Below are 13823 nucleotides of genomic sequence, written 5' to 3'. Positions count from 1 at the left end.
CTATTGGTGTAATCAGTCCAGCTGATAAATAACATCGACTCTATCGCGAATCACAATGGTTGAGTCTTGATAGGTATTGGACTCCGTTTTTGCGTCCATCGCCATCGATCGCATTAATACTGGCTGAGAGCTTGGCATGTTGTAATCAATACGCCAGACCCCTTTGATCTCTTTATCAAATCCTTCAGCGAGAAAGTCCGCCTTATTGTTGGCATCTTTGATCGCTGCCATTCTGGCTTGATCTTGATATTTGCCCGGGTCTTTGACTTGAAGTTGGATATTGTCGACCTGATTAATACCTGCATTTAGAGCGGTATCTAAGTACTGATTCAACTTATCCAGATCATTCACTGTCACATTGATCGTGCGACTCGCACGGTAACCGACCAACTCGGGTTTGCCATTTTTGGGGTAGTGGTATTGAGGAGAAATATAGAGGTTGGAGCTAGTAATACTCTCTCCTTCAACGCCTTGTGCTTTGAGTGCCGTAAGGAAGTCGGAAACCACTTTATCAACGGCTTGTTTAGACTGCTCAGCTGTCATAGTGGTTTCCACGACTCTAGTAGTGAACTGAGCCATATCAGGTTTAGCAACGACCTCACCGTAACCTGTGGTCACAAGATGAGGAAAATCTGGCGTATTCGCCAACACGCTTGTGCTTAGCGTTGCCAATGAAATAAGCGCAACAACGGAAGGAATCACTTTCATACTAAAATTGCCCTATCGGATTAACTGACTACATCATAGGTAAGGAACAAGGTTTGACCAAGCGAACAGCTCCGTTCTGACAAAGATTTAACCCAAACTATTTTGGCAGCTTGCCATGGCAGTATTCGAGAATGGCTTGGGTAACTTGTTGTAAAACCCCGCTCTCTAACTGCCAGTGGTGCCAATAAATTTTAAAGCTCAGCTGGAACCCTGGCATTAAGTCTACCAACCGCCCTTGCGCTAACTCGTCGCTGATTTGCAGACGGGGGATTAAACAATAGGCAACCCCGAGTAGAGCAAGATTCACAAAAGCTTCAGAGCTGGCTACACGGTGATGAACAATTGCTTCTGGAGAAAGATTAAAGTACTGTTGAAGAAACTGGCGATGCATTTGATCGTATTGATCGTACGACACTGCTGGAGCGCATTCTAAAGCCTTTCGGGTGACGCCATGTCGAAAGTACTGCTGCGCAAACGCAGGGTTGGCGACACAAACGTAATCCATTCTGCCCAAATAATGACTTTCGCACCCTTTGAGCGCGCTTTCTTCCCAACTTATCGCTCCTGTTACTTCCCCTTTCCTTACCTTCTCTAAGGTGCGATCTTCAAGATCCACGGACAGGTTAAACTCGACTTTGCGCTGTTTCATGATGGGCGTTAACGCGGGAAGCAGCCAAGTCGCTAGGCTGTCAGCATTGGTCGCGATGGAGACTTGAATTGGGCGTTCGCTATCTTGGTTAGTCAACTCAGGCAACAGCTCGCGTTCAAGCACTTGAACTCGATGATAAAAGCCCAGCAGTTTCTTACCCGTTGTGGTCAATCTCAACGGCTTCTCACGAATCAGCACTGGCTTTGCAAGAAACTTCTCCAACTGTTTAATACGCTGCGAAACCGCTGATTGAGAGATATAGAGCTCACTCGCCGCGCGTTCAAAACTGCCACGACTGGCCACCATTTCTAACGCTTCAATCCATTTGTAATCTAAACCTCGCAAAACATTCCCTTACTTAGCAGGCATTCAAAACACAATTATTAGCATCACTTATGTAAAGTTAAAATCATTAATTTTACTAATTTTTCAAGTTTGAATACTTTACCCATTAGTTGATAGACACAATTAACATGGAGTAATAGCGGTGAATGTTTGGTTGATTTTGCAAGGGTTTGGACTGGGTGCAAGCATGATCATTCCTATTGGCGCACAAAATGCCTACGTGCTTAACCAAGGAATAAAACGACAACATCATTTAACAACAGCTAGTATTTGCAGTTTTCTTGATATCGTTTTTATCTCGTTAGGCATTTTTGGTGGCGGCGCACTGTTGTCCAAAAACGAGACGCTACTGATGCTAGTTACACTGGGGGGTATCGCTTTTTTAACCCTTTATGGCTCCCTATCATTGAAAAGTGCTTTTAGCACTCAGTCTAATGAAACAAAAGAAAATCAAACACTTCGGGGAAAGCGTGCCGTGATTCTCGGTGCACTCGCCGTGACGGTATTAAACCCTCACTTATATCTCGACACCGTTGTCATTCTGGGTTCGATTGGTGGTCAGTTTGAAGGCCAAGATCGCATTTCCTTTGCTCTAGGAACGATGATGGCTTCACTCGTTTGGTTCTACTCGCTGTCTATTGGTGCCGCTAAATTAGGCCCAGTGTTATCACAACCTCGAGTCAAGCAAGGTATTGATATCGCGGTTGCTATTATGATGTATGCGATTGCGCTGATGTTGGCGCTCGAGCTGTTCACTATGTTTGGTTGGGTGATTCATGAATAAACTCGAAGAAATTTATCTGTTTAATAAGACATTGCTGGGAAAGCTAAACGTTGAATACCAAGAGTGGCATCACGAGCCAATTCTTGATTTCACCACAGACGAGAGAGTCGCTAAAGAGCTAGGATGGACAGGTACACACACCAAAAGCCTGTTCTTGCAACTCAAAGGAGCTGGCTTCGCTCTGTTCTTGACAGACAAAGACAGTCGGTTGGACAGCAAGGGTATCAAAGCATTACTAGGCAAACGCCCATCGATTGTAAGTAATGAGGCAATGAGTGAAGCAACAGGTTGTGTTGCTGGTGCCGTCTGTCCCTTCGGTTTGCCCGCAGAGATCCCAATCGTGGTTGACCGTCGACTGTATGAATTCGAACAGCTTCTCTACACACCAGGTCACCCGGAATGCACATTTGGTATTTCTGCTAGCGATCTCAAGATTGTTTTATCAGCCTTGAGCAACCCAATCTTCGAGCTGTAAAAACGTACAAAAAAAGCGAAGCCAATGGCTTCGCTTTGTATCGTGTTAAGCGGTGATTACGCTTCAACTTTGTTCAAGTGAACATCCATTTGCGGGAAAGGAATTTCGATGCCTTCTTTGTCTAGGCCTTCTTTGATCGCTTGCATCAAATCAAAGTAAACATTCCAGTAGTCCGCCGTTTTCACCCAAGGGCGCACAACGAAGTTAACTGAAGAATCCGCAAGAGTATGAACACCAACTTGCACGCCAGGCTCTTTCAATACGCGCTCATCTGACTGACAAATCTTAGTCAACAGCTCTTTAGTCTTCTGTAGATCGGAATTGTAAGAAACCCCAATCATTAAATCGACACGTCGTGTTTCGTGACGAGAATAGTTCGTGATAGGGCTGCCAATGACGCTGCCATTTGGAACAACTACCATTTTGTTATCAGGTGTTTTCAATACAGTTTGGAAAATCTGAATCGCTTCAACACTGCCTGCTACACCGCCAATTTCAACGTAGTCGCCTGACTTGAACGGACGGAAAGCAACAATAAGTACGCCCGCCGCAAAGTTAGATAGTGAGCCTTGAAGAGCAAGACCAACAGCAAGACCGGCGGCACCGATTACTGCCACAACAGATGCGGTTTGAACACCTAAGCGGCCCAGCGCTGCAATTAGAACAATCACAAACAGCAAGTAACGTACAAGACCATGGATAAACTCGACAACCGCCTTATCCATATTTTTCTTTTCTAAAACCTTAGCAACACTGTTTGCTACGGCTTTCACGATCATGTTACCGATAAATAGAATCAGAACGGCAGAAATGATGTTTACGCCGTATTGAACCAATAGATCAGAGTTCGTCGTTAACCATTTTTCTGCGTGACTTAATCCATCAACTAGGGGAGCTTCAATTCCCGCTGATTCGCCTGCCATATTTGTATCCTCTCAAAATGTAATAATTCTATGAATCAAACTGCTTTATATTAGTAATTAACCACGGCTTGCTTATCCATGCGGTCAAGCAATGCCATTTTTTTGGCACAATATCTCATTTTTGACCATTCTCAAAGTCAAGTTTTTGCAAAGAGAATAAAAACAGACGTTTATCAAAACATGTTGAAATCGGCTTGTTACAGATTACGCAAAGCATTTACATTTAGCCAGATTTTTCACATCACTCACTCAGATAAACGAGCCAAGTATCAGATATAAAAAAACCCGCTCAATGAGCGGGTTTTTATCATTCGTAATAGCGACTAACTTATAGTACGTCTACTGCGTTTAGGTCAGCAAAAGCTTGCTCTAGACGAGCAACCATTGAAGCTTGACCAGCACGTAGCCATACGCGTGGGTCGTAGTACTTCTTGTTTGGTGCGTCTTCGCCAGTTGGGTTACCGATTTGACCTTGTAGGTAATCGTGGTTTTCCGCTTCGTACTTACGGATACCATCCCAAGTTGCCCACTGTGTATCAGTATCGATGTTCATCTTGATAACACCGTAACCGATAGACTCTTGGATCTCTTCTTGAGTAGAACCAGAACCACCGTGGAATACGAAGTTTAGAGCGTTTGGTGCGATACCGAACTTCTCTGCACAGTATGCTTGAGAATCACGTAGGATAGTTGGAGTTAGAACAACGTTACCAGGCTTGTAAACGCCGTGTACGTTACCGAAAGATGCTGCGATAGTGAAGCGGTGTGAAACAGCGCTTAGTTTCTCGTATGCGTAAGCAACGTCTTCAGGAGAAGTGTAAAGCTCAGATGCGTCCATGTGAGAGTTATCTACGCCGTCTTCTTCACCACCAGTACAACCAAGTTCGATCTCGATTGTCATGTTCATTTTAGCCATGCGCTCTAGGTACTTAGCACATGTTTCGATGTTCTCTTCTAGAGACTCTTCAGAAAGGTCTAGCATGTGAGAAGAGAATAGAGGCTTACCAGTTTGAGCGAAGAACTCTTCACCAGCGTCTAGTAGACCGTCGATCCATGGAAGAAGTTTCTTAGCTGCGTGGTCAGTGTGTAGGATTACTGGCACACCGTAAGCTTCAGCTACAGCGTGAACGTATTTAGCACCCGCTACAGCACCAAGGATTTGAGCACCTTGACCTTCAAGTTTAACGCCTTTACCAGCGAAGAAAGCTGCACCGCCGTTAGAGAACTGAACAACAACTGGAGCTTTAACTTTAGCTGCTGCTTCTAGTACTGCGTTTACAGAGTCAGTACCTACAACGTTAACTGCTGGTAGAGCGAAGTTGTTCTCTTTAGCAACTTCAAAAACTTTCTGTACGTCGTCGCCAGAGATAACACCTGGTTTTACGAAATCGAAGATCTTAGACATGGATTTAATCCTATTTATCTGTCGTTTTAAAAATAAAACTTGTTAAGTTTAAATTCTTGCAAACGTTTGCTCACAACTCGCGCTATTCTAGCAAAAAACTGTGATGTGCAGCAAACAAGAAAGCGGGAGAATCACTCTCCCGCTTTCACTTAATTACTTAGCGCGCTCTTCAAGCATTGCCACTGCTGGAAGTACTTTACCTTCAACGAATTCAAGGAATGCACCACCACCAGTAGAGATGTAAGAAACGTCAGCTTTGATACCGAATTGGTCGATAGCCGCTAGCGTGTCACCACCACCTGCTACAGAGAAACCTGCTGACTTAGCGATCGCTTCAGAGATACCTTTGGTACCCGCTTCGAAGTTCTTGAATTCGAATACGCCTACAGGACCGTTCCATAGGATTGTCTTAGCGTTAGCGATGATTTCAGCTAGAGCTGCCGTTGAGTCTGGACCTAGGTCGAAGATCATGTCGTCGTCAGCGACGTCAGCAACGTTCTTGATTTCAGCTTCTGCGTTCTCGTCGAATGCTTTCGCACATGCAACGTCAGTCGCAACTGGGATAGAACACTCTTTCATTAGTTTTTGAGCGGTTTCAACTAGGTCAGCTTCGTATAGAGACTTACCTACGTTGTGGCCTGCTGCAGCGATAAATGTGTTCGCGATACCACCACCAACAACTAGCTGGTCAGCGACTTTAGATAGAGACTCTAGAACGGTTAGTTTAGTAGAAACTTTAGAACCACCAACGATAGCAACAAGTGGACGCTCTGGGTTGTCCATTGCTTTACCTAGTGCTTCTAGTTCAGCAGCAAGAAGAGGACCAGCACACGCAACAGGCGCGTTCATACCAACACCGTGAGTAGACGCTTGAGCACGGTGAGCCGTACCAAATGCATCCATTACGAAGATGTCACAAAGTGCTGCGTATTTCTTAGATAGCTCTTCTTCGTTCTTCTTCTCGCCTTTGTTAAAGCGAACGTTTTCAAGAACAACTAGCTCACCTGTGTTTAGCTCTAGGCCATCTAGGTAATCTTTCGCTAGTTTAACGTCGCAATCTAGTGCGTCGTTTAGGTAGTTAACAACAGGTTGTAGAGAGAACTCTTCTGCGTATTCACCTTCAGTTGGACGACCTAGGTGAGAAGTAACCATAACTTTAGCGCCAGCTTCTAGACAGTGCTTGATCGTTGGTAGAGATGCTAGGATACGTGCATCAGAAGTCACTTTGCCTTCTTTTACAGGTACGTTTAGGTCCGCACGGATAAATACACGTTTACCTGCTAGATCCAGGTCAGTCATCTTGATTACAGACATGATGTGTCCTCTCAAATATTCAATAAGTAAAGTTTTCAGTAGCCCGGCAACCCTGCCAAGCCTATTAATTCTTTAAACTGGTTCAGATATGGAGCCATCATTTATTTATTTCAAGGGTGAAAATAAATAATTCTCCTCGCTGCACTACGGCTTACTTTGCAGCTTGCATTGCGAGCGCAGTATCCAGCATGCGGTTCGCAAAGCCCCATTCGTTATCACACCAAACAAGCATTTTCACTAAATGCCCATTGCTCACTCGAGTCTGTGTACCATCGACAATCGCGCTATGGGGATCATGATTAAAGTCGATAGAAACGAGCGGCGCTTCAGTATAGTCAACAATGCCCTGTAATGTACACTGAGATGCGTTAACAATGGTTTGATTTACGTCATTAACTTTCACATTTGTATTAATTGTGACACTTAAATCCATCGCCGTGACGTTTACCGTTGGTACTCGCACGGAAATCGCTTCAAATTTGTTAGAAAATTTCGGGAAGATTCTTTCAATACCTTTATGCAACTTAGTGTCTACGGGAATGATCGACTGGCTGGCGGCACGTGTTCGACGCAAATCGGAGTGGTACGCATCAATGACTTGTTGGTCGTTCATCGATGAGTGAATCGTAGTAATGGTGCCAGATTCGATTTCAAAAGCGTCATCAAGGGCTTTAATGATAGGGACAATACAGTTAGTGGTACACGAACCGTTGGAGACAACTTTGTGTTCGGCTTTTAGCGTATCGTGGTTCACACCATAGATAATGGTATTGTCGAGATCGTTGGCCCCAGGGTGTGAAAATAGGACTTTCTTTGCGCCCGCTTTGATATGCTCTTGACCATCCGCTTGAGAGCCAAAAACACCTGTACAATCTAAGACCAGATCGACCTCTAGATCGCGCCACGGCAGCAGCTCAATATCACTGAGATGTAGAATGCGGATAGAATCAAACTCTCCGCTGTCATGATGAATATAGATATGCTCTTGGTCGTTGGTCACCTTCTTGCCGAATCGACCGTGGCTTGTATCGTATTGCAGTAGGTGCGCCATGGCATCTGGCTGAGCAAGCTCATTGACTGCTACCACTTTAATCTGCTGGCTTTTGCCACTTTCATATACTGCCCGCAGTACATTACGACCGATACGTCCAAATCCATTGATCGCAACTCTTAGCATGATTCCATCGCCTTACATGATTTTCGTGTCACAAATAGTAACCGATAGCCACTCGAAGCGCATTAGTAGAATGCTAAAGCGATCTATAAGTTTGAAAATTAAATGCAAGGCAACGCTACCAACCTCTCGATTGATAGCGTAAATATTGAAGATCGTTCGTTGTAGATGATTAGCTAGGGCTTACTGACAGTGAAGCCGAAGTATCGCTGAGACTATCACTCATAATTTCAGCCACAAATTGAGCCCGCGCACCTAGAATGATTTGCAAGCCACTTGAACCCACTTTTATGACTCCCATCGCGCCGAGGTCTTTGATTCCCTTCTCATTCACAAGTGACTGATCTTTAATCTGTAGGCGCAACCTGGTAATACATGCCCCTATCGAAGTAATGTTCGCGGCACCACCAATCAAGGTTGTAATTTCACTCGCTAGCTCTTCATTTTCTAAGGTAATAGCCTTACTTTGCGTATCCTCACGTCCAACCGTTTTCAAGTTGAGTTTTCGAATTGCAAAGCGGAAAACCGTGTAGTAAATCGCAGCCATCGCTGAGCCCCAAAGAATCACATTGAACCAGTTGGTTTTAAAGCCATCCATCGCTGGAAGAACCCCAAATGAAACAAAATCAATGATACCTGCAGAGAAGGTTTTACCTATGTGAACATCCAGCGCATACGTCACCGCATAAGACACCCCAGCCATAATTGCAGAGAACACATAAAGCACAGGCGCGACAAAGATAAACGCGAATTCCACTGGCTCTGTAATACCGGTAACAAAAGAGGTAAGTGCAGCTGAACCCAAAATACCCGCTGCTATTTTTTTGTTTTTGTCATTCGCTTCGTGATACATCGCTAAACACGCCGCAGGGAAAGCGAACATGTAAATTGCAAAGTTGCCCGATAGGAATTTACCTGCTTCTTGGTATTCGCTGGTTGAGAATGTTTTGACGCCATCTTCGAGCATTTTAAACCAAATCGTATGATCGCCGTTTACAATAGTTCCAGCGGCGGTGGTGTACTCCCCGAAAGAGAACCAATAAGGGCTATAAAAGATATGATGGAGGCCAACTGGAATTAGAGCGCGTTCCATAAATCCGTAGATGAACGTTGAGACATACATGTTGCCGCCATTCGCCATGTGCGACAGCGCATCAATCCCTGACTGAATATATGACCAAATATAAGGTAATACTAACCCGATGAGAAACGCAGAAAATGCAGTCACAATAGGAACAAAACGTTTACCGGCAAAGAAGCCAAGGAAATCAGGCAGCTTAGTATCATAAAAGCGTTGGTACATAACGGCAGCGAGAATACCAGCGATAAGTCCACCAAAGACACCCGTTTGCAATGACGGAATGCCCATCACCATCGCATAACGACCACCACCGATCGCCATCTCAGGCGTAATACCTAACGCGACCCCCATGGTTGCATTCATGACAACCATCGCAACAATCGCAGCTAAGGCGGCGATCCCAGATTCCTTAGTCAAACCAACGGCAGCCCCCACGGCAAACAGCAAGGCTAAGTTATCAAATATGACGCCCCCAGCACGCATCATAAGCGGGATATCGAGCTTAGCGCCAAAGGCGAGCAGTAGACCTGCTGCTGGTAAGATGGATATAGGCAGCATCAATGCCTTCCCTATCAAGGAAAGCTTAGATAAGCCTGTTTTTAAACTATCTAGCATAATACAGTCCTTTAGTATCGATGGATTACCAAAGAACACTACCAACAACGACGAAGCCTAAGGTTACAAATAGAAAGCAGTTTGTAACTCATCCCTTACAATCTTCTTGTCATGGCTAACAAATACTTGGCTAAACGGAATGACTGATTAATCACAGACGGCCGATTGCAGTCCATCCTTAGACAAAAACCAAGGAGAAGTTACCTAGACCGCAATGTGAATTTATTCAACTTGATTGATATATTTTTCTTATGCATAGTGCGGCGGAGTATGTCGTTTTTCTATTGGCTGTTTCTATTCTAGTTTTATCAACCAAAGGAAATGACTATGTCTGGATACCCAGCCACTCACTTTTGTAAACAATGCGAACAAGAAACGCCCCATAGTGAAGTGCTTGTCAGAAAAAACAGCAGCTACGACACGGACACTTCTCTTTTAGGTCGAATCAAATTGATGGCTCATACCTTTATCAATGGTGGTCATTACTATGACATGGACAGATACGTCACATGCAAAGTGTGTGGTCACAAAGAGAAAGATAACTGGGGTAAAGAGTTTGAGTAACCGCTGCGCAGACTTAACTTGAACGCATAAAAAAACCGAGCCAAATGGCTCGGTTTTCTCTTTTTCGTTGATACGAACTAAATTAAGAAAGTAGTTCTTTCGCTGTGTTCACTACGTTTTCTGTAGTGAAACCGAACATCTTGAACAGTTCGCCTGCTGGAGCAGATTCACCGAACGTTGTCATACCGATGATCTTGCCGCCGAAGCCAACGTACTTGTACCAGAAGTCAGCAATACCCGCTTCGATAGCGATACGCGCAGTTACGTCTGATGGTAGTACTGCTTCGCGGTACTGCGCGTCTTGCTTGTCGAAAGCATCTGTAGATGGCATTGAAACTACGCGTACTTTCTTACCTTCAGCTGTTAGTTCAGCAGCAGCGTTAACCGCTAGCTCAACTTCAGAACCTGTTGCGATAAGGATTAGCTCTGGCTTGCCAGCACAATCTTTCAGGATGTAAGCACCTTTAGCAATGTTAGCTACTTGCTCTTCGCTACGCTCTTGCTGTGCAAGGTTTTGACGAGAGAAGATTAGCGACGTTGGGCCGTCTTTACACTCGATAGCCAGTTTCCAAGCGACTGCAGACTCAACTTGGTCACATGGACGCCATGTGCTCATGTTTGGCGTTAGACGTAGAGACGCCATTTGCTCAACTGGTTGGTGAGTTGGGCCATCTTCGCCAAGACCGATAGAGTCGTGCGTGTAAACCTGAATGTTCTGAACTTTCATCAGAGCAGCCATACGCATCGCGTTACGAGCGTATTCCATGAACATTAGGAAGGTTGCGCCGTATGGTACGAAACCACCGTGTAGTGCAATACCGTTCATGATCGCTGTCATACCAAATTCACGTACACCGTAGTGGATGTAGTTACCCGCTGGATCTTCAGCCGACACAGACTTAGAACCAGACCACATAGTAAGGTTAGAAGGCGCAAGGTCAGCCGAGCCGCCTAGGAATTCTGGTAGCATAGCACCGAACGCTTCTAGCGCGTTTTGAGACGCTTTACGTGATGCGATGTTTGCAGGATTTGCTTGCAGGTCAGCAATGATTGCGTTTGCTTTCTCTTCCCACTGTGCTGGTAGTTCACCGTTTAGGCGACGCTTAAGCTCAGCGGCTTCTTCAGGGTATGCCGCGGCATAAGCATCGAACTTAGCATTCCATGCAGCTTCTTTTTCAGCACCCGCTTGTTTTGCATCCCACTGTGCATAAACATCAGCAGGAATTTCAAATGGACCGTGCTCCCAACCAAGTTGCTTGCGAGTCGCTGCAATTTCTTCTGCGCCTAGTGGTGCACCGTGACAGTCGTGAGAGCCAGACTTGTTAGGCGAACCAAAACCGATCACTGTTTTAGTACAAATCAGAGTTGGGCGAGGATCCGCTTTAGCGGCGATGATTGCTGCGTTGATCGCTTCAGGATCGTGACCGTCTACCGCTGGGATTACATGCCAGCCGTACGCTTCAAAACGCTTAGGTGTGTCATCAGAGAACCAGCCTTCAACGTGACCATCGATAGAGATGCCGTTGTCATCCCAGAACGCAATCAACTTACCAAGACCTAGCGTACCAGCTAAAGAACATGCTTCGTGAGAGATACCTTCCATCAGACAGCCGTCACCCATGAATGCATAAGTGAAGTGGTCAACGATATCAAAGCCTTCTTTGTTGAACTGTGCTGCCAACGTCTTCTCAGCTAACGCCATACCTACAGCGTTGGTGATACCTTGACCTAGAGGACCTGTCGTTGTCTCGATACCTGGTGCGTAACCGTACTCAGGGTGGCCTGGTGTCTTAGAGTGAAGCTGACGGAAGTTCTTCAGATCGTCAATCGATAGCTCGTAACCCGAAAGGTGTAGCAAAGAGTAAATCAGCATAGAGCCGTGGCCATTTGAAAGAACGAAACGGTCGCGGTCAGCCCATTCTGGGTTTGCTGGGTTGTGGTTTAGGTGAGAGCGCCAAAGAACTTCAGCGATATCAGCCATACCCATAGGGGCGCCTGGGTGGCCAGAGTTAGCCTGTTGTACACCATCCATGCTTAGAGCGCGGATAGCATTAGCGAGATGTTGACGAGAAGACATGTCAGCTCCTGAGTGCATTAAGCGAATCATATAAATGTGGGCGATAATTCTCTCAAAGCGAATCTAGCTGTGCAAACGTTTTCCAAGCCATTTGTTCACAAATTTCCGACCTTTCGCAGCAAATCGCTCGAAGTTACTCATTTGAAGCCAATTTAAGGCAAACGTTTGGTTTTATCTAATAATAAAAAAGAGCTTGTAATTCGAGCATTCAAAACTAGAATAGACGTCTAGATGTAGATACACCTACAGTTTTTAATATTATTGAATGCTGGAGTGTTACCAAACCTCCAACATTAACCAGATATAGTGGAGCTAACATGGCTAAGCACCTATTCACTTCTGAGTCGGTATCAGAAGGTCATCCAGATAAAATTGCAGACCAAATTTCTGATGCTGTTCTTGATGCAATTCTAGAACAAGACCCAAAAGCACGTGTCGCGTGTGAAACTTACGTTAAAACCGGTATGGTCATGGTTGGTGGTGAGATCACGACTTCAGCATGGGTAGATATCGAAGAGCTAACGCGTCAAACCGTGCGTGAGATTGGCTACGTTCACTCTGATATGGGTTTTGACGCGGATTCTTGCGCCGTTCTAAACACTATCGGTAAGCAGTCACCAGACATCAACCAAGGTGTTGACAAAGCCGACCCTAAAGAGCAAGGCGCAGGGGACCAAGGCATTATGTTTGGTTACGCAACCAACGAAACAGAAATCCTAATGCCAGCACCTATCACTTACGCACACCGCTTAGTTGAAAAACAAGCAGAAGTACGTAAGAGCGGCAAACTAAACTTCCTACGTCCAGATGCGAAATCTCAGGTAACGTTCCAATACGATCAAGGTAAGATTGTGGGTATCGATGCGGTTGTTCTTTCAACTCAGCACTGTGACTCAGTATCAACTCCTGACCTACGTGAAGCGGTAATGGAAGAGATCATCAAGCCAGTATTGCCGTCTGAGTGGATCAACAAAGAAACTAACTTCTTCATCAACCCAACGGGTCGTTTCGTAATCGGTGGTCCAATGGGTGACTGTGGTCTAACTGGTCGTAAGATCATCGTTGATACCTACGGCGGCGCAGCTCGTCACGGTGGCGGTGCGTTCTCTGGTAAAGATCCATCAAAAGTAGACCGCTCTGCAGCATACGCTGCACGTTACGTAGCGAAAAACATCGTTGCGGCTGGCATGGCTGATCGTTGTGAGATCCAACTTTCTTACGCAATCGGTGTTGCGGATCCAACCTCTATCATGGTGGAAACGTTCGGCACTGAGAAAGTCTCTCACGACATTATCGTAGAAGCAGTTCGCCAGAACTTCGATCTACGTCCATACGGTCTACAAGAGATGCTGAACCTACTTCAGCCTATCTACAAGAAGACAGCAGCTTACGGTCACTTCGGTCGTGAAGAGTTCCCATGGGAAGCGACAGATAAAGCAGCGATTCTTGCAGACTTCGCAGGTCTTAAGTAATTAGAACATAAGACATAATCGAATTTAAAAGGGCTTTGGGGAAACCAAAAGCCCTTTTTCTTTACCGAGAAAAATACCGATGAAAGTTGTATTTTTTTGCCATCGGGTCAATAGTTAAAAATATGTTAATGGGATAAATCTATATTGAATTTCATCTCGTAACACAAGATAAACTCTTGCCCCAACCAAGAAGTCAACGATCCGGGCATCGAGTTTCCAACACATTCGGGCAGCCAA

12 protein-coding genes are annotated in these 13823 nt (G+C 45.2%); 4 read left to right on the top strand and 8 right to left on the bottom strand.

Annotated features, from left to right (window positions below; translation table 11 throughout):
• Nucleotides 1-12 precede the first annotated feature (12 nt).
• Complete coding sequence (locus U9J37_RS13560) at nt 13-708, bottom strand: oxidative stress defense protein (RefSeq protein WP_005475224.1); 696 nt, start codon at nt 706-708, stop codon at nt 13-15.
• A gap of 97 nt (nt 709-805) precedes the next feature.
• Nucleotides 806-1702 carry a LysR family transcriptional regulator ArgP gene (locus U9J37_RS13555; protein WP_005475161.1) on the bottom strand — a complete coding sequence of 299 codons (897 nt, stop codon included), beginning with the start codon at nt 1700-1702 and terminating at the stop codon, nt 806-808.
• Nucleotides 1703-1844: 142 nt separating this feature from the next.
• On the opposite strand from U9J37_RS13555, the gene U9J37_RS13550 reads away from it, so the two are divergent.
• The gene (locus U9J37_RS13550; protein ID WP_005475131.1) at nt 1845-2486 is read left to right on the top strand and encodes a LysE/ArgO family amino acid transporter; all 642 of its coding nucleotides are present in this window, start codon (nt 1845-1847) and stop codon (nt 2484-2486) included.
• A complete protein-coding gene (locus U9J37_RS13545) occupies nt 2479-2961 on the top strand; it encodes a YbaK/EbsC family protein (protein ID WP_005475217.1) in 483 nt (160 codons plus the stop codon). The genes U9J37_RS13550 and U9J37_RS13545 overlap by 8 nt, the downstream gene beginning before the upstream one ends.
• Before the next feature lie 56 nt (nt 2962-3017).
• Here U9J37_RS13545 and mscS read toward each other — a convergent pair whose 3' ends face one another.
• The 5 genes from mscS to U9J37_RS13520 form a co-directional block, all read right to left on the bottom strand.
• Nucleotides 3018-3884: a small-conductance mechanosensitive channel MscS gene (gene mscS, locus U9J37_RS13540; protein WP_005475169.1), complete on the bottom strand. Its 867-nt coding sequence runs from the start codon at nt 3882-3884 to the stop codon at nt 3018-3020.
• Nucleotides 3885-4212: 328 nt separating this feature from the next.
• Entirely contained in the window at nt 4213-5289 is a 1077-nt protein-coding gene (gene fbaA / locus U9J37_RS13535; protein WP_005475220.1) for a class II fructose-bisphosphate aldolase, read from the bottom strand.
• A 153-nt stretch (nt 5290-5442) separates the two neighbouring features.
• The gene (locus tag U9J37_RS13530; protein WP_005475155.1) at nt 5443-6603 is read right to left on the bottom strand and encodes a phosphoglycerate kinase; all 1161 of its coding nucleotides are present in this window, start codon (nt 6601-6603) and stop codon (nt 5443-5445) included.
• 151 nt (nt 6604-6754) lie between these two features.
• A complete protein-coding gene (epd, locus tag U9J37_RS13525) occupies nt 6755-7780 on the bottom strand; it encodes an erythrose-4-phosphate dehydrogenase (RefSeq protein WP_005475123.1) in 1026 nt (341 codons plus the stop codon).
• Between the two features lie 169 nt (nt 7781-7949).
• Complete coding sequence (locus tag U9J37_RS13520) at nt 7950-9473, bottom strand: PTS transporter subunit EIIC (RefSeq protein ID WP_005475234.1); 1524 nt, start codon at nt 9471-9473, stop codon at nt 7950-7952.
• 327 nt (nt 9474-9800) lie between these two features.
• Here U9J37_RS13520 and U9J37_RS13515 point away from each other — a divergent pair, with 327 nt between their 5' ends.
• Complete coding sequence (locus U9J37_RS13515) at nt 9801-10037, top strand: hypothetical protein (RefSeq protein WP_005475244.1); 237 nt, start codon at nt 9801-9803, stop codon at nt 10035-10037.
• Between the two features lie 82 nt (nt 10038-10119).
• On the opposite strand, the gene tkt is transcribed toward U9J37_RS13515, so the two are convergent.
• Nucleotides 10120-12114 carry a transketolase gene (tkt, locus tag U9J37_RS13510; protein ID WP_043887283.1) on the bottom strand — a complete coding sequence of 665 codons (1995 nt, stop codon included), beginning with the start codon at nt 12112-12114 and terminating at the stop codon, nt 10120-10122.
• 317 nt (nt 12115-12431) lie between these two features.
• Here tkt and metK point away from each other — a divergent pair, with 317 nt between their 5' ends.
• Nucleotides 12432-13586 (top strand): methionine adenosyltransferase, encoded by a 1155-nt coding sequence (metK, locus tag U9J37_RS13505; protein WP_005475235.1) that lies wholly within the window; start codon nt 12432-12434, stop codon nt 13584-13586.
• The last annotated feature ends 237 nt before the right edge of the window (nt 13587-13823 follow it).

Source organism: Vibrio sp. 16, assembly GCF_963681195.1.
Taxonomy (GTDB): domain Bacteria; phylum Pseudomonadota; class Gammaproteobacteria; order Enterobacterales; family Vibrionaceae; genus Vibrio; species Vibrio sinaloensis_D.
The sequence above is the reverse complement of the archived record's forward strand: the minus strand, read 5'-3'. Positions and strand labels throughout refer to the sequence as shown.